The sequence below is a fragment of the Thiomicrospira sp. WB1 genome, from assembly GCF_001507535.1.
Lineage (GTDB): Bacteria > Pseudomonadota > Gammaproteobacteria > Thiomicrospirales > Thiomicrospiraceae > Hydrogenovibrio.
Window position 1 is genome coordinate 185,503 of the sequence record NZ_LQBN01000001.1, and the last position, 16,737, is coordinate 202,239.

The window sequence follows — 16,737 nt, forward strand, 5'->3', positions numbered from 1 at the left end:
GTCACAGGCGCGCCGCAAGGGTGTCGGTCAGCACTTCGGTTAACAGCAAGGGCGTACCTGCATTGGAAAATAAGGACTGACGTGCAAAAGCGTTGGAGTGAACCCGTGCCAATTGAAAATCGGAACGGATCAGATTCGGGGTGTTGAACAGCACCTCACCCAGGGGTTGGTTGCCCAGTTGTTTCAGTGAATACCAGGGATTGCCGGGCCCTAAGTCGGGAATGACTGTGCGAGCATAAACCCAGGTTTGACCGTGGCAGTGCAACCGCACGGTGCGCACCCAGCAACGACGCATCGGAGCCCGTTGCAGTGCCCTTGCTTCCTGTCGGGTCGGACGTTGTTCCCCTTCGTCCATCACGGCCACGCTCAGGTTTGGACAAAGGCGACGCAAATTCTGCGTCAGTGAGCCGCGGTCGATCAGCCAGGGGCGCAGGGAATCAGGCGGGGCGACTCGCTGGATCAGACGCTCGGGTTGCCAGCTTGCCTGTGCCAGCGTCTGACGCAGGGATTGTACGGTCAAGTCAGGCATGCTGGTATCCCATTTTTTCACCCAGCCAGCGTTGGTGTAAACAGTCTGCTTCGTCAGGCATTTGGTTGAGGAGTGTCATGGCTGCTTCGCGGGCCTGATTTAACCAGGCCTGGTCCCGTTCCAGGTCGGCAATGCGAAACTGCAGGCCGCCGGTTTGTCGGGTGCCGAGAATCTCGCCCGGACCTCGCAGTTTTAAGTCCTCTTCGGCGATCACAAAGCCATCATTGGTTTCGCGCATGATGTTGAGGCGAGCCTTACCGGTCTCTGACAGGGGCGGTTTGTATAAAAGCACACAGTGGCTTTTTTTGGCGCCTCGTCCCACCCGTCCGCGTAGTTGATGCAATTGCGCCAGTCCCAGTCGTTCCGCATTCTCGATGATCATCAGGCTCGCATTGGGTACATTGACGCCGACTTCAATGACGGTGGTGGCCACCAGCAGGTCCAGTTGATGGGCTTGAAATGCCGCCATGACCTGCGCCTTTTCTTCGCCTTTCATACGGCCATGAATCAGTCCCAGACGTAAATCTGGCCAGTGCTGTTGAAACTGTTCGGCGGTGACTTCGGCGGCCTGTGCGTCCAATTGATCGGATTCTTCGATCAGAGGGCAGACCCAGTAAGCCTGAACGCCCTGCTCACACTGAGTGACCAGGTGCGCCATGACGTCTTCGCGTTTGCTTTGATTGAGCACCGCTGTGTCCACGGGCTGGCGTCCGGGAGGCAACTGGTCAATGACGGATAAGTCCAGGTCGCCGTAGGCACTCATCGCCAGTGTACGTGGGATGGGCGTGGCGGTCATGATCAATTGATGCGGATGCGTTTCGCCGTCCAGCCCTTTGTCATGCAAGGCCAGACGCTGATGCACCCCAAACCGATGCTGTTCGTCAATGATGACCAGTCCCAGCCGGTCAAACCTCACTTCCTTCTGGAAAAGGGCATGGGTGCCGACCACAATTTTGGCATCACCCTGTTCGATCCGCGCCAATTGATGACGTTTTTCAGCCGATTTCAACCGGCCATTGAGCCATGCCAGTTCCAATTTCAGCGGTTCCAGCCATTCAGCAAAGTGGTTGCGGTGCTGCTCGGCGAGGATCTCAGTTGGGGCCATGACCGCCACCTGAAACCCGGCCTCGGCGGCTTGAATGGCGGCCATGGCAGCGACGATGGTTTTGCCGGAGCCGACATCCCCCTGAACCAGTCGTTGCATTGGGTGCGGACGTTTCAGATCTTCGGCAATGGCGGCCCAGACGCGTTGTTGCGCCCCGGTCAGCTCGAATGGAAGCGAGGCGAGCAGCTGATTCACTCGCTGACTGGCACCGATTGGCGGGGCAAAACGGGTTTGCTCCTGCTGACGTAACCATTGCATACTGAGCTGATGGGTCAGGAGTTCTTCAAAAATCAAACGCGCTTGAGCCGGGTGAGTGAAGGCTTTCAGGGCGGCCAGGTCGTCATGTGGTTGCGGCTGATGCAAAGTGGTCAGCGCCTGGTTGATGGGGGGGAGCTGCCATTGGCTGAGCAAGCTCTTTGGCAGCCCTTCGTCTAACGGGTATTGCTGCAGCAGCGCCATGGCCTGCTTGATCAGTTTGAGCAGCGTTGCCTGTCCCAGCCCTTCGGTGGAAGGGTAAACCGGGGTCAGTGTGGTTTCCAGCGGTGGCCGGTTGTCTGGCGCAAAAAGTCGGTAGGCAGGGTGGACCATTTCCAGCCCTTTGGGGCCGCCTCGGACTTCCCCAAAGGCGCGGATGTGGCTGCCACGTTTGAATTGCTGAGCCTGTCGAAAGCCAAAATGAAAAAAACGCAGCGTCAGACGCCCGCCGTCGGCGCCGATCACGCTGACCAGAAGACTGCTGTTGCGGCTTTGGGTCAGGTGCTGGGAGACGATTTCGCCTTCAATCTGGGTTTCCTGGCCCGGCACTAATTCACAGACCGGCTGGAGTCTTGTTTTGTCCTGGTAGCGTAAAGGCAGATGAAACAGCAAATCCTGAACGACATGCAGGCCAAGGCGTGCCAGTTTTTCCGCTTGTTTTTCACCGACCCCTTTGAGCGAAGTCAGGCGTTGACGCGCCAATTGCATCGGCGTTCCTCTCTGGCTTTTAATCCAGCTATTTTAGCAAAGCTGATGCAAAAGCGAGGCGGGTTGATGAGGAAAAATGACCAGGCCTGGTCAGATCTGTACCCGGCTCAGGGCGATGGGGTTGAATCCGGTTCGGGTTCCAGCCAGACGTCGTCTTTGAAGACTTCGCCGTGGGCGTTGCGCAAATGATAGCCGGAATCGCCCAGTTCGGTGTTTTTATCCTCCAGCGTCATTTGACCGGTCATTTTGAAGGCGTAGTCAATTTGGTCCAGCCGCAGGGCCTGGCCTTTGGCGGTGGTCACATAGACGGTTTGGTTGGGCGGGGGCGCGGGCACATGAATGCAGGCGCCGAAATAGGGGACCAGCAAAAAGCTGTGAACCAGTCCGTTGCGGATATCGAGGGGGGCGATGTAGCCAGCCAGGGAAATAGTTTTCCCATCCAATGCAGGATTGACAGGAAGATTGTCGAGCTCTTCCTGGATGGTCTGCACAATTTTAAGTCCTTCCTCGCTGCCATCGGGCAGGGTATTGAGGTACTCGATTTCTTCTTCGTATTTGGCCAGCACTTTGTCCGGATGGTGGCTGGCCGGGATCAGATCCTGCCAGTAAATGGTCTGAGCGGTTTCTCCCGCCTGAACGGGCATCAGCCCAGAAACCGACAGAGTACCGATCAGGCTCAGGCGAGTGACCATGGATGGAAGGCTAACTAAAAACGCAAGGACACGATGTCTGAGCGGATGACGCATTAAGGTTGAAGCCCTTTCTGTAAATTCTGGCGGGCCGCCAGCCAGCCCGGCAGCGTGCTGGCCAGTAAGGCAACCGCGATGGCGATTCCTGCCATGCGCAGCTGTGCCATGTCTGGCCATTGAAACTGGACATGGAGACCGTAGTGATCCAGCAACCAGGGTGCGGACAGCGTCAGAGCGGCCTGCAGCAGAAACAATCCCAACCCCAGTCCGGCCAGCATGATTAAGACGGTGTCCAGCCAAAAAAGACCCAAAATCCCGCGCGGGTGCATACCAATGGCCCGTAACAAAGCGATTTCGTGGCGCCGCTGCTGTAAGTTGTTGAGCAGACTGATCAGGATGCCGGTCAGCGCCGCGACAAACACCCCCCAAGACAATAGCATAAAGGCCTGTTCAATGTGACGCAAACTCTGCCAGAAGCGAGCCAGTGTTGCCCCCGGTAGAATCGCCATCAGCGGTTCGGCGCGGTAGGCGTTGATTTGGCGTTGCATTCGAAACGTCTGAACCTTGCTGGTCAGGCCAATCATGACAGCGGTCACTTCTTTGGGCTCGGGGGCCAGTTTTCGAGTCAGCTCGGAGGACAGCTGCAAAGGCGACGGGCGCCCGCTTTGCCAATCCAGATGAATCGCTTCCAGGGCGCGCAGTGAGGTTTGCAGGGTACGATCAAGCGGCGTGCCGGTGGGTTTGAGGATGCCGGCGACGCGAAAGGGTTTGTTGTCGTGAGCAGGCAGATGGGTCTGTGCATGCGTTGGCACGCCATGCGAGAGGATTATGCGGTCACCCAGCTCATAACCCAGCGCACGTGCCACTTCGGCGCCCAATACGACCTCATACAGATCATGAAATGCCTGACCGCTTTCAAATGTGAGGCGATGCGCCTCTGCGTAGCGATAATGCTCAAAAAACACGGCTTCCGTGCCGATCACCCGATACCCCCGGTGTGAATCGCCCAATGACAGAGGGATGGCCCAGTCCACCTGAGGATGGCTTTTAATGTATTGATAACTGTCATAGCCCATGTTGTTTGTAGGTTGGCCCAGATGAAACACGCTGTAGAGCAAAAGGTTGACCGGACCGGTACGCGGCCCGGCGATCAGATCGGTTTGGGCGACGGTATTGAGAAAGTTCTCTTTGGCCTGTTTACGAAGAGTGTCCACGCCAAACAAGAGCGCGACACTGATGGCAACGGAAATGGCGGCCAGCAGCATGGGGGTTTTGCGATGCCAGGCACTTTTCAGGGCCAGTGTCAGAAACGTCATGTGTCATCTCCTGTGGCCGTCTCTGCCGGGTCTGGCAAGCGAAACTGATGCTGAAAATAATGCGCAAGCGTTGGGTCGTGGCTGACAAACACAATGCTGGTATGTCCATTTTGAGCGGTGTCAAACAGGCATTGCATAAACCGGTCTCGGTGGCCGGCATCCAACGCTGAGGTGGGTTCGTCAGCGATGATCAGGTCAGGATCACCGATCAAAGCACGCGCAATGGCAATGCGTTGTTGCTGGCCAAGGCTCAGTTGACTGGCTGGCTGATGCCAGAGCGGTTTGGGCAGATTGAGTTGTTGTAACAGCGACGCAATCCTGGTGTCAGGGTGAGCGCAGTTTTTTTTGCGCTTTGGCGAAAAGGTTAAGGGCAACTGGGCGTTCTGAATCGGGCTTAAAAAAGGCAGCAAATTAAACTGCTGAAAAATAATGCCCAGCCGGTCGGCCCGAAAGCGATCCCGTTGGGTTGCGGACAGCCCCTGCATGTCCTGATCAAGCACATAAATTTTTCCACTGGAGGGCAGTAAGACACCGCTCAAGAGATTGAGCAGCGTGCTTTTTCCGCTGCCGCTGGCACCCTGTATGAAAAGGTGTTCGCCTTTGGGTAAGGCAAGGCGATCAATGTGCAACACATCGGGCCGGCCTTTCTGCCATCCGAAGCGCAAATCATTCAACTCGAAAGCAAAACTCATACGTTCAGGGCGTCAGTTTAATATGTGGGTGTTCAGGTGTGATGCGCTTGGCATTGGCTGGTTTATTCGGCATGAGCCATTCCAGTTCGATCTGTTCCAGTCTGGCCCAGGCTTGGAACAAAGGAGAAAAATCGGCGTCTTTCAATTGAGTCGGTGCCTGACAGTGATAGTGCCAGGATATCTGAATGTCGGCATGATTGGTTTGATGGCTGTCTGCCTGACTTGTCAGGGGATTTTTCCACTGCGCGTGTGTAATGCGACACTTGGCTGTGTTCGTAAAGCGGATGCCGCTGGTTTTCAGGGCTTTATGCCGTTTCTGGATCAGGTCATGTTGCTCGGGTGTCCTCGGCGCATGAGCAAATCCGAACAGTGTGTCGGCCGGGAGTTGGGTTTCCACCAGGACATTGTCGGCATCGACCAGAATCTGCATGGCAGCCCGTCCGTGAACATGGGGGGCGTGTGACGTTGTTTTGTGATGGTGTGCGGGGTCATGCTCGCCATGATGGTGCGATGCTTGCGCCAGAACCGGCGAGGACAACCACCCCAGGCCGAAAAATCCACAAAGGCTCAAACCGGTCAATAAACGCTTAAACATGGGAAGGTTCCTTTTCGGATTGTTGGCAATGGGCGCAGAGGCCGTGTAATTCCAGTTCGGTTTGCTTTAAACGAAAGGCATGCGCTTGGGCATGGTTTTGCATGGCTTCAGAAAGGTGCGGTTCCAAGGGCACCTCCTGAGTGTGTCCGCATTCGTCGCAAAGCAACAGCTGCGTCAAACGGTGCGCTGCGTGCGTATGCGGGTGATCACAGGCCACATACTGGCGACGACTGCTCAAGTGATGAATTAAAGATTGTTGTTGTAAAAAATGCAACGCCCGATAAATGGTCATGGGCTGGGCGCCGCTGACGTGTTTGGTCTGATAATGCGCGAGCAGCTCATAAGCGCTCAACGGCTGCTCGGATTCAAGTAATAATTGTAAAACCCCTGCCCGGATCGGGGTCAGGCGTTGGCCGTTCTGCTGACATACTCGTTTGGCTTGTTGCAGTCGTTCGTCGATTTGAGCCGTCATAATGGGTCCAGTGCATTTTTTGTGATGTTATAACATTTGTGATCGCTTGTCATCTTCGTTTTCAGGTGTCTATGATCTCTTGTGAAATTTCATCACGATTGGTTTCAGCCGCTGGCATAAAATTAGGTGAAATCAGGTTGAGATCGTTGAGATCAGGGGGAGATGAAAATGCGAGTATGGCAAAAATATGGGCTCTATGGTGTGTTGGGCTGGCTGCTGGTTGTCATGAGTACACCACTGAAAGCCGATGATGAGGCGACGTTTTGGCAGGCGTTACAGGAAGGCGGAAAGGTGGTGTTGGTGCGACATGCCGCCATTGATCGCGAATTTGGTGATCCACTCACCCTGGACGATAGTTGTTTTACGGAACGCAATCTGAATGCGGTTGGGCGTGAGCAAGCGCAATGGATCGGTCAGGCGTTTCGCCAACGGCAGATAGAGGTCCGTGCGGTTTTGGCCAGTCCGCACTGCCGTACTCGAGACACCGCTGAAATTGCGTTTGGTGGCTATGAAGTCGCGCCGATGCTACGCGTGATTCGTGCGTTGCCCGAATCTCAGGCCAAGGCACGCTTGGCGCAAACACGGGAACGGATTGCCTCTTTTTCGGGGCCGGGCAATTTGGTAATGGTCACGCACCGACCCAATATTGGCGAACTGATTTACCATCGGCTTGAGCCGGGCGATATGGCAGTGTTGGCGCCGATGGGGATGGAAGAAGGTGAACCGATGTTTGATTTGATCGCTACTTTTTCCGTTTCCACACTGAACCAGTGAGGCCGGTTAAGCGCTGACCTTGTGCCGGGTTTGCAGTTTCTGTAACTGGTCCAAGCGTTCGGCGAGAATGGGGGCGTCTTTTCGGATTTGCTCGGCCAGGTCGGCGGCGCTGGTATTTTCCAGTCCCAGTGCGTAAGCGGCAACCGCCTGCAGGTGATTCAGGGCTTTTGGGGGCAGGTGTGAGCCCAGCGTGAACATGGAAAGTTTGGTCAGAATCACCGCAATGCTGGTCTGGTGCCATTGGCTGGTGGATAAGTTGTAATGCTTGTTAAGTGATTCGGGTATTTGGGCAAAGCTGATTTCCAGCAACTGGCGCAGGGGCACGTCCCGAAGCAGTTCTGAGGCGGCATTACGCAAAGTAAATGACAACTCGTTCATGTATTTGGGCTCAATGGTCTGTGTTAATTGAGGCATGGGATCAGTCCTATGTCAGTGCCACATTCATGCTGTCGAGAATCTCGAATCGTTCGATTTCATGTTGAATCAGGTGTTGGTCCTGGCCGCTTGGGAAGTCAAAGTTGAAGGCATTGCACTCGGTGTGTTTCTGTTGTATCGAAAAAGAGCGGGCCAGGTAAGCCGGCAGTTGCACCAGCTTTTTCTGCTCGGCAAAATAAAGATTGGCCAAGTGTTTTTCCCCTTGCGCAAAGCGCTTGGGTCGAAACACCGCCACGCCCCCGGCGCTAATGTTGGCGGTTTGCGTGGCCCAGACTTTTGGGTTTTGACGCGAATGCATGTCCAGGTTGAGCTCATCGTAGGCATTAAGCACCGTTTCAATGTAGCGGTATAGATGCAATAGCGACTGGACCAGTGGCGAGCGGGCGTATTTGTCGGATTCAAACGCGGCCATGACCGTATCAATGTCAAAGTTTTGCTGAGTCAGCAATCGGTCGCAATGAAATTGAGCATGGGTGCTGTGCTCAATAATTTGCTTGAAGTGCTGATAATACTGCATCAACTTGTCATCAATCATCGTGAGGTACTGACAGGTTTTTGGGGTGGCTTTGAGCGGTGTGAGCAGATGTGCAACCCCTTTCGCATATGCGTGCAGGCGTAGCCAGCTGTCTTTGTCACGATTGGGGGCTCGGCCTTTGGCCAGTTCATCAGTCCAGCGGGCAAAAAAGTCGGCTGATTGCATCAGTTGTTTGAACACCGTTTGCATGTCGGCCTGGTGTTCCTGTACCTGAGGCAACCATTTTTCTACATCCCGTTGGTATTGATTGAGTTGTTTTTTGACAATGGGCGGAAAATAATCAATGCCGAGCGCCATGATGTCCATGTGTCTGATAGGGTTTTTGGGGGTGATGTAAAGTTTCAGCGGAAGGTCGATGCGCTGAAACCGTCTGGATTCGCCTTTCTCAAACCACAATGGCATAAGGATGCCCCATTTTACGTGTCAGTGAGTGTTGATTGGATGTTCGTGTCTTAGCAGGATATGTGCCGTTTGGTCAATTTGACCAGGCCTGGTTCAACCTCAATAAGAAGACAAGACCATGACGGCGTCCATTTCCACGTCTGTGTTTTTAGGCAGGGTTTTGACCGCTACCGCCGCTCTGGCGGGATAGGGTTCCTGGAAATACTCCGCCATAATGCTGTTGACGGTGGCAAAATGGTCCATGTCGGTCAAAAAGATATTGAGCTTGACGATGTCCTGCAGGCTGCCGCCAGCGGCTTCACACACGGCAGAAAGGTTGCGAAACACCTGGTGAATCCGTTCACTGATCTCGCCTTCTTTGAGGGTCATGGTGTCCGGTTGCAGCGCGATTTGGCCCGATAGATAGACGGTGTTGTCAATTTTGACTGCCTGGGAATAGGGGCCGATTGCCTGGGGGGCTTTCTCGGTCTGAATAATCTGTTTCATAAGTGCATTCTATGTGTTTAAAGTTGGAATCTTATCAGCGAAAGTGGCTGTGCTTTCTTTTTAATAATGATAAGGGTTTTTGTGCAAAAATGCGATGCTTATCGTGCGGCCGAGGGCAGACTTCGCTTGCCAGACGGGTCGGCCTTCAGACCCGGTGAATTTTTTCCACAATGGCTAGGCGTTTGAGTTTGCGCATTACATCGGCCAGATGTTTGCGGGAATGCACGCTGATGACAATGTGCATGAGGCTGTAAGAGTCGTCTTTGTCTTCCGAGCGGACCCGGTCGATGTCGGTTTTCATTTCTGCGATTTTGCTGGCAATGGTCGCCAGAGCCCCGCGTGTATTGCGCACTTCTAGCAATAACTCGACATCAAAGGTCTGAGTGATTTGCTCTTCCCACTTTACGTCCAGCCATTTTTCCGGATGATTTTTGAAGTGGCGCACGTTGGCGCATTCCTGACGGTGGATGACCAGTCCTTTCTCGGCACTGATAAAGCCGATGATGTCATCCCCGGGAATGGGGTGACAGCACCCGGCAAAGTTCACCACCATCCCCTCGGTCCCGGAGATCACCAGTGGGTGTGACATGGCACCGATTTCTTCATTGAGTGGGACTTCGTCATCCGAGCCCAGCAGGCTGTCATGAATTTGTTTGGCCACCAGTTTCGACAGGCGCCGTCCCAGCCCGATTTCTTCCAGCAGTTGCTCCCAGCTTTGCAGCTTGAGTTCCACCACAAGGCCTTCGCGAATGGCATCGGTGAGCTGTTCGTAGTGGAGTTGGAATCCGCGTAGAGCTTTTTCTAGGAGGCGCTGGCCCAGGATGGAAGCGGACTCGGATTGCTGGTTTTTCAAAAAGGCACGGATCTGAGAGCGTGCTTTGGCGGTGGTAACAAAATGCAGCCAGGACGGATTGGGTTGCAGGTCCTTGGAGCGAATGACTTCGACCGTCTGGCCGCTCTCGAGGCGTGTGCGCAGAGGGATCAGTTTTTTATCAACCCGGCAGCCGACGGTGGCATGGCCGATATTGGTGTGCACGGCGTAAGCAAAGTCGACGGCAGTGGCGCCAGACGGGAGTGTGATGATATCGCCTTTGGGCGTAAACACATAAATCACATTGGGGAAAAGGTCGATCTTGACGTTTTCCAGAAAGTCGAGCGAGTTGCCAGCGCCCTGCTGGATTTCCAGCAGGTTTTTGACCCATTCCTGGGCGCGAACCTCGACGGCTGAAAGAGCGTGATTACGCTGAGGACTGGGTTCGCCGTCAGACGTCTGCTTGTAAACCCAGTGGGCGGCAATGCCATGCTCTGAGACCTCATGCATTTCGTTGGTGCGGATCTGGACTTCAATGTAGGCGCCATAAGGTCCGAATAACACCGTGTGCAGAGATTGATAGCCATTGGCTTTGGGAATGGCGATGTAATCTTTAAAACGCCCGGGAAAAGGCTTATAGAGTGAATGCACGGAGCCCAGCACCCGATAACACTCATCGGCACTGTTGACGACCACTCGAAACGCAAAAATGTCCAGAATTTCGTCAAAGCTCAGGTGCTTGTACTTCATCTTTTTGTACAAACTGTAGAGGTGCTTTTCACGCCCGACGACCTGAGCCGGAATATGGTCATCCTCCAGCCGTTTGCTGATGCCTTCGTTGATCTGTTCAACGATTTCATCGCGATTGCCCCGTGCTTTTTTCACCGCTTTTTCCAGCACGGCGGCCCGAAATGGGTGCATGGCTTTGAACCCGAGGTCCTCCAGTTCGATGCGTATGGCATTGATGCCCAGACGGGCGGCAATGGGCGCGTAGATTTCCAGGGTTTCCAATGCGATGCGGCGTTGTTTGTCGGGACGCATGACGCCCAGCGTGCGCATATTGTGAAGGCGGTCGGCCAGTTTGATCAGAATCACGCGAATATCGCGTGCCATGGCAAGCACCATTTTTCGGAAGTTTTCGGCCTGGGCTTCCTTGGGGTTGTCAAACTCCAGCTTGCCCAGTTTGGTGACGCCGTCCACCATTTCGGCGACGTTTTTGCCAAAGCGGTCAATGATGTCTTGCTTGCTGTAGGGCGTGTCTTCCACCACGTCGTGCAAAAGCGCGGCGATCAGGCTTTCATGGTCGAGATGAATGTTGGCCAGAATTTGCGCCACCGCGACCGGGTGCCAGATGTAATCGCCACCCGTCTTACGGGTCTGGCCTTTATGTGCTTCGGCACCAAATTCAAACGCCGCCTTGAGCTGGCGCAGTTGTTTTTTTTTCAGGTAGGTGCCGGCCTGTTCCAATAATGGGTCAAGGCTGGTCGGAGTGGGCATGCCTGGGAATTACCCGAAGAAAGGCGGGGTGTCAGGGTCAGACATCACCACGTCTTTGTCGATGGTGTTGTCGGCCAGCTCGCGCAAGGCCATGACCGATGGCTTGTCGTTGTCCCATTCCAGAGTGGGCTCGGCGCCATAAGAAAGTTGGCGTGCTCGTTTCGCGCTTAAGATGACCAGTTCAAAGCGGTTTTCAACCTGGTCCAGACAGTCTTCAACGGTGACTCGTGCCATAGTCGCAATTTCCTGTAAGTTATGGAGTGAACCCGATATTTTACCTGTATTTTACTTTGGGGTTCAACTATTTACTTGATTGACCCCACCTGCCGCGACGTCGAGTGTTAAGCGGAAACAGGTGAGCGATGTAACGTTCAAGCACGGTTTGATTGGCTTCTAACCATTTTTTGGCGTTTTGTCCCATCTTTCGACGGGTGTCAGGATTGGCCATCAAGGCCGACAGTGTGGTCATCAGCTGATCGTAATCCTGGCATTGTTTGAGTCCGTCGGCGTCAAGCAAAGCTCGGGTTTCGGGTTCAAAGTCACGCATGTCCGGCCCTGTGATCAGGCAGGCGCCGAGCGAGGCCGGTTCCAGCAGGTTGTGGCCGCCTTTAGGGGCAAAGCTCCCGCCCATGATGACCACTTGAGCGTGCGCAAACCAGGGCATCAGCTGGCCAAAAGTGTCGGCCAGATGAAGGCGGGTGTCGGGCGTGGGGGTCTCGTTGCGACTGGCTTGAGTCAGTTTGTTTGTCAAGGAACGCAGCTGCTTGAGGAGGGCGCGGCGCCGCTCGGGATGGCGTGGCACAATCACCAGCAGTTGTGAGGGGTTCTGCTGCAACCAGCGACGGGCCACCTGGTATTCTTCGTCGTCATGGCTGGATGCCAATAAAACGTATGGGCGTTGGGTCAGCCTAGCATAGACGGGGTGGGTCTGGACATTGGCCAACTTTAGATTGCCAGGTACCTGCACGTTTTTTGAATCCACGCCCAGCGTCACAAATCGACTGGCTTCCGTGGGATTTTTGGCCAATACCTGAGTCAGGCACTGAAAGGTTTCGCGATAAAGTTGGCGGACACGTTGCCAGAACCAGTTTGGGCGGGGGACGATTTCAGTCGTTAATTTGTGGTAGGTGCGTTGAGACAGTCTGGCATTGATTAAGTGGATCGGTCCGCGCTCAGCCATGGCGCAAAACAAGTGAGGCCAGATTTCTGACTCAACCACCCAGGCCTGTTTGGGGTGAAAATGGTGGAGAAAGCGGCGAACGCAAGAGGGGTAATCCAAAGGCAGGTAGGCGTGTGTGATCTTATCTGCCAGAGGGTGCGAGTTGCGCCAGCTCAACAGAGCCTCCCGCCCCGATGGCGTATGGGTGGTCATCAGAAGGGTTTCGCCTTGTTTCAGGGCGGTGTCGGCCAGAGCGGTGACGGTGCGTACCTCGCCCACCGAAGCACAATGGATCCACAAGAGCGGGTCGGACCACGCCACTGCTTTTGAGTAAATGCCCAGCCTCTGGCGCACATAACGCCAGCCGCCCCGGCGGTTTATGGCTTCGTAAAGGGTAAGCAGTCCCAGAACAGGGCTGAACAGACGCAACAGCCAACGGTAAAATAACCAGGCCTGGTTAGCGTTTGGGCTGTGACGTGGATCGTTGGCGCGGGGCACGGCGTTAAGGGCTGGCTTGAATCAGGTGGTTCATCAGTTCGATGTCGCCGGGCACGTCCACTTCCGGGGAATCCCACTGGCTTTCGATGACTTTGATCCGATAGCCGTATTCAAGCGCTCGGAGTTGCTCCAGTTTTTCGATGTTTTCCAGTCGGCTGGAAGGCAGCTGATTAAACCGATCCACAAACGCCTTGGTATAGGCGTAGACGCCGAGATGTTTAAACGAGTCGTGATCCCAGTAATCCCGGCCGTGGGGAATGGTTGCACGCGAAAAATACAGCGCGTTGCCGTAATAATCACACACCACCTTGACATCTTTCGGGCTGGTGATTTCCGCTTCATTGACGATTTTGAAAGACAGCGTGGTCATATCAAAGTCTGAGGCATCGGGGGTCTGAAACGGCGTGAGCACGGCTTCAATCGATTCGGGGTGGATCAGGGGTTGGTCGCCCTGAACATTAACGATCAAATCCTCGTCCGCCAGGTTGAGCGCTTGCGCGGCGGCGGCAATGCGATCGGTGCCCGATTCGGCCTCGGCGGGGGTCATGACCACTTGGCCGCCGAAGGCTTCGACCGCTTCGCGAATGCGGTCATCGTCGGTGGCCACATAGACCGCATTCAATCCTCTGGCTTGCTGCACCCGCTCGAACACCTGTTGGATCATGGGTTTTCCGCCGATGTCCTTGAGCGGTTTGCCCGGCAGGCGCGAAGAGTCGTAACGCGCGGGAATCAGTGCAATGGTTCGCATCAGGCCGCCTCACATTTTTTCATAGAGGCCACGCAGCAATTCGGGGGTGACGTTGTTCTGCCAATCCGGCCCATACACATTGTCCCACAAGGGCGCCAACCCCGAGGCCACTTGAATCATTTTGTCCATTTCCGCGTCACTCAGATCGGCGCAGACGTTCTCGGGCAGGGTGATGTTGTGTTTGGCCATCATTTTGCGGAAGGTGGCAACGCCTTCGGGATAAAAGTCATCAAGCACATTGAACACAATGCAGTTACCAATGCCGTGATGGTATCCCAGTACATAAGACAGACCGTACGACAGGGCATGGCAGGCCCCAACCTGACTGTACGCAATGGACTGGCCGCCAAAGTAGGACGCCATCATCAGTTTTTCATCGGCATCGGGGTGATCGTCCAGAAACACCTCATGACACAGGGATTGCGACTTTTCGCCAAAAGCACGGGCGAATTCGTTGATGTAGGTGCCATTGAGGGCTTCGACATTGTGGATGAAGCAGTCCATGCCGGTGTAAAACCACTGGTTTTTGGGGACACCCTCCACCAGGTCCGGATCCATAATGATCTGGTCGAACACGGTGTGGTCGGAGTTGATGCCCAGTTTTTTCTCCGGTCCGGTGAGAACCGTGGTGCGGGAAGCTTCGGCTCCGGTGCCGGAAATGGTGGGGATGCCGACATGATGGATGGCGGGGTGTTTGATCAGATCCCAGCCCTGGTAGTCGGCCGCACTGCCCGGGTTGGTCAGCATCAGAGAGACCGCTTTGGCAATGTCCAGAGACGAACCGCCGCCCAGACCGATCACACTGATCGGACGTTGACCGTCGGCAAACGCCTGGATTTTTTCCACCAACTGGTCAATGTAGGTGGTTTTGGGTTCGTCGGTGACGTCCAGCCAGATCAGCTGATCCGGGTCGGCGAGCGGTAAACGTTCAGCCAGTGGCTTTCCCTGATGCACTTCATCCACCAGGAATACGGCAAAATCCTGCTCGTTCCGGCGTTGTTCAGACAGAACATCGTCCAGTTGGTCAAAGCTGCCACGTCCGAAAATCATACGTGGTACGGTTTTAAAATTGCGGTATTTCATCCAATTCCTTTGCGGTTTTCAGTGTGACCTTTTTACCAGGCCTGGTGAAACGTTATGGGTTAAAAATGTTGTGAAACGCTTGAGTGCGTTTATGAATTTCGGCTTCATCCCAGGACAGCTGAATCAGGAAAGAGACGGTCCGGCTCATGATCTCGTCCGACTGGGGGACGGAGACCTGTGTGTAGTCCGGGCGCTGATCCACCAGCTCAATCGGCAGGCGCGCCGAGCTGTGCATGCGATGAATGTGCGACCAGTTTTTGAGGTAGTGCCAGTTGTTGGCATACCAGTAAAACACCCCGCCAATGCCTGCTTCACTCAATTGTCGGGTCACATCCTGTGCCCGCTCGGCCGTGGGCAGGAAGATGCTCAGGAAACCGGCGTTGTCACCATCGGCATCGGTCAGGCGTCGAAAGCTGACTTCGTCGTATTGGCTTAACGCCTCTTTCAGGCGGCGTTTGTTCTGGCGCTGAATGCTTAGAATCCGATCCAGTTTTTGCCACTGAGCCACGCCGACGGCGGCATTCATCTCAGAAATGCGGTAATTGGTGCCCATAATCGGATGATCTTCCGCGCCGCGGTCATTGCCGATGTGGTCGTGCCCATGATCGGAATATTGATGCGCATGTTGATAGATGCGTTCGTCATTGGTTAATACCGCACCGCCTTCGCCGCAGGAGATGGTCTTGACCGAGTCAAATGAAAAGGTTCCGACCTGGCCGATGGTGCCCAGCGCCTGGCCTTTGTAGGTAGCGCCAGTGGCCTGGCAGGCATCTTCAAGGAGGATCAGGTCGTGGCGATCACACACGGCTTTCACCGCGTCCATGTCGCCGCCGGTGCCGCACATGTGCACAAAGTTGACTGCCCGTGTGCGGGGGGTGACGACCGCTTCAATGCCTTCGGCCGAGAGGGTCAGGGTGTCATCGATTTCGGCAAAGACCGGAATGGCGCCGGCGAGCACGATGGCTTCCACCGAGGCGACAAACGTGAACGGTGGCACAATGACTTCATCCCCCGCGCCGATGCCGGCGGCAGCCAGGGCCGTTGACAGCGCGGCGGTACCGCTCGAGACCAGATGGGCGTGTTTGACCGAAAGGGTGTCGCAAATCTGTGCTTCCAGCTCACGGGCTTTCCAGACGTTATTTCGCAGGCCATCAAAGTTATAGCGAAAGGTGAACCCCTGGTCCATGACTTCAGCGACCTGTTGTTTTTCCTGGTGGTCAAACAGTTCAAAACCTGGCATGTATGCTCCTGTTATTTGGTCAGTGCTTGTATCAAGGCGCGGTGTTGTTCAAATTGATGCGCGCGCCGCTGGCGATTGGCCAGAAAGATGTGATGTAATTCGCCCAGTGCGATGTCAAAGTTGTTATTGATGACCAGGTAGTCAAACTCGTCATAGTGACGCATTTCATTGACGGCATCCTGCATGCGGCGGGCGATGATGTCATCGCTGTCGGTCTGTCGGTTTTTCAGACGCTTTTCCAGCTCCGGCAGGCTGGGCGGCAGTATAAAAATACTGATGGCATCCGGCATCAAATCGCGCACCTGTCGGGCACCCTGCCAGTCAATTTCCAGAATCACGTCTTTCCCATTGGCCAGTTGTGACTCAACCGCGGATTTTGAGGTGCCATAATAATGGTCGAAGACTTGGGCGTGCTCGAGAAAGTCGCCCTGAGTCACTTGCTGTTCAAAAGTGGCCACATCGACAAAGTGATAGTTGATGCCGTCTTCTTCACCCGGACGCTGAGCCCGGGTGGTGGTGGACACGGACACATCAATCAGCGGATCTTTGTCTGTCAGCTTGTTGACCAGGGAGGTTTTGCCCGCTCCGGAAGGGGCGGAAATGATAAACAGAGAGCCCGTCATGTCAGGTTTCCTTCTGGTTTGGGTGGCATCAGTGACAAATAAATACCACATTTTATCAGACTTGGTTGGGCCATGTGGCAAACAA

The 16,737-nt window shown here is 54.7% G+C and carries 18 protein-coding genes; 1 reads left to right on the top strand and 17 read right to left on the bottom strand.

Annotated features, from left to right (window positions below; genetic code table 11):
• Position 1: 1 nt before the first annotated feature.
• From AVO41_RS00865 to AVO41_RS00895, 7 genes are all read right to left on the bottom strand, one after another.
• A complete protein-coding gene (locus AVO41_RS00865; RefSeq protein ID WP_068581208.1) occupies positions 2 to 529 on the bottom strand; it encodes a chorismate lyase in 528 nt (175 codons plus the stop codon).
• Positions 522 to 2,597, bottom strand: coding sequence for an ATP-dependent DNA helicase RecG (gene recG / locus AVO41_RS00870; RefSeq protein ID WP_068581211.1), 2,076 nt, complete (start codon positions 2,595 to 2,597; stop codon positions 522 to 524). The genes AVO41_RS00865 and recG overlap by 8 nt, the downstream gene beginning before the upstream one ends.
• A gap of 107 nt (positions 2,598 to 2,704) precedes the next feature.
• Positions 2,705 to 3,289: a DUF3299 domain-containing protein gene (locus AVO41_RS00875; RefSeq protein ID WP_068581215.1), complete on the bottom strand. Its 585-nt coding sequence runs from the start codon at positions 3,287 to 3,289 to the stop codon at positions 2,705 to 2,707.
• A gap of 53 nt (positions 3,290 to 3,342) precedes the next feature.
• A complete protein-coding gene (locus tag AVO41_RS00880; RefSeq protein WP_068581218.1) occupies positions 3,343 to 4,602 on the bottom strand; it encodes an FtsX-like permease family protein in 1,260 nt (419 codons plus the stop codon).
• Entirely contained in the window at positions 4,599 to 5,294 is a 696-nt protein-coding gene (locus tag AVO41_RS00885) for an ATP-binding cassette domain-containing protein (protein ID WP_068581221.1), read from the bottom strand. Before AVO41_RS00885 ends, AVO41_RS00880 begins: the two co-directional genes overlap by 4 nt.
• 4 nt (positions 5,295 to 5,298) lie before the next feature.
• Entirely contained in the window at positions 5,299 to 5,889 is a 591-nt protein-coding gene (locus AVO41_RS00890; protein WP_068581224.1) for a DUF2796 domain-containing protein, read from the bottom strand.
• The gene (locus tag AVO41_RS00895; RefSeq protein WP_068581227.1) at positions 5,882 to 6,361 is read right to left on the bottom strand and encodes a Fur family transcriptional regulator; all 480 of its coding nucleotides are present in this window, start codon (positions 6,359 to 6,361) and stop codon (positions 5,882 to 5,884) included. The genes AVO41_RS00890 and AVO41_RS00895 overlap by 8 nt, the downstream gene beginning before the upstream one ends.
• 168 nt (positions 6,362 to 6,529) lie before the next feature.
• Between AVO41_RS00895 and AVO41_RS00900 the strand changes: the two genes are divergently transcribed.
• The gene (locus AVO41_RS00900) at positions 6,530 to 7,135 is read left to right on the top strand and encodes a histidine phosphatase family protein (protein ID WP_160326760.1); all 606 of its coding nucleotides are present in this window, start codon (positions 6,530 to 6,532) and stop codon (positions 7,133 to 7,135) included.
• 6 nt (positions 7,136 to 7,141) lie between these two features.
• Here the strand turns inward: AVO41_RS00900 and AVO41_RS00905 are convergent, their stop codons facing one another.
• From AVO41_RS00905 to gmk, 10 genes are all read right to left on the bottom strand, one after another.
• Positions 7,142 to 7,549, bottom strand: coding sequence for a hypothetical protein (locus tag AVO41_RS00905; RefSeq protein ID WP_068581233.1), 408 nt, complete (start codon positions 7,547 to 7,549; stop codon positions 7,142 to 7,144).
• Positions 7,550 to 7,559: 10 nt separating this feature from the next.
• The gene (locus AVO41_RS00910; RefSeq protein WP_068581236.1) at positions 7,560 to 8,507 is read right to left on the bottom strand and encodes a hypothetical protein; all 948 of its coding nucleotides are present in this window, start codon (positions 8,505 to 8,507) and stop codon (positions 7,560 to 7,562) included.
• Between the two features lie 99 nt (positions 8,508 to 8,606).
• Positions 8,607 to 8,993, bottom strand: coding sequence for a RidA family protein (locus AVO41_RS00915; RefSeq protein ID WP_068581240.1), 387 nt, complete (start codon positions 8,991 to 8,993; stop codon positions 8,607 to 8,609).
• A gap of 145 nt (positions 8,994 to 9,138) precedes the next feature.
• Entirely contained in the window at positions 9,139 to 11,301 is a 2,163-nt protein-coding gene (locus AVO41_RS00920; protein ID WP_068581242.1) for a bifunctional (p)ppGpp synthetase/guanosine-3',5'-bis(diphosphate) 3'-pyrophosphohydrolase, read from the bottom strand.
• Between the two features lie 9 nt (positions 11,302 to 11,310).
• Positions 11,311 to 11,535: a DNA-directed RNA polymerase subunit omega gene (gene rpoZ, locus AVO41_RS00925; RefSeq protein ID WP_068581245.1), complete on the bottom strand. Its 225-nt coding sequence runs from the start codon at positions 11,533 to 11,535 to the stop codon at positions 11,311 to 11,313.
• 67 nt (positions 11,536 to 11,602) lie between these two features.
• Entirely contained in the window at positions 11,603 to 12,958 is a 1,356-nt protein-coding gene (locus AVO41_RS00930; RefSeq protein ID WP_068581248.1) for a 3-deoxy-D-manno-octulosonic acid transferase, read from the bottom strand.
• A gap of 4 nt (positions 12,959 to 12,962) precedes the next feature.
• On the bottom strand, positions 12,963 to 13,706 hold the full coding sequence (gene kdsB, locus AVO41_RS00935; protein ID WP_068581251.1) for a 3-deoxy-manno-octulosonate cytidylyltransferase: 744 nt from the start codon (positions 13,704 to 13,706) through the stop codon (positions 12,963 to 12,965).
• Positions 13,707 to 13,715: 9 nt separating this feature from the next.
• Complete coding sequence (locus AVO41_RS00940; protein ID WP_068581254.1) at positions 13,716 to 14,789, bottom strand: iron-containing alcohol dehydrogenase family protein; 1,074 nt, start codon at positions 14,787 to 14,789, stop codon at positions 13,716 to 13,718.
• Between the two features lie 52 nt (positions 14,790 to 14,841).
• Entirely contained in the window at positions 14,842 to 16,029 is a 1,188-nt protein-coding gene (locus AVO41_RS00945; protein ID WP_068581258.1) for a DegT/DnrJ/EryC1/StrS aminotransferase family protein, read from the bottom strand.
• 11 nt (positions 16,030 to 16,040) lie between these two features.
• Complete coding sequence (gmk, locus tag AVO41_RS00950; protein WP_068581263.1) at positions 16,041 to 16,652, bottom strand: guanylate kinase; 612 nt, start codon at positions 16,650 to 16,652, stop codon at positions 16,041 to 16,043.
• Positions 16,653 to 16,737 lie beyond the last annotated feature (85 nt).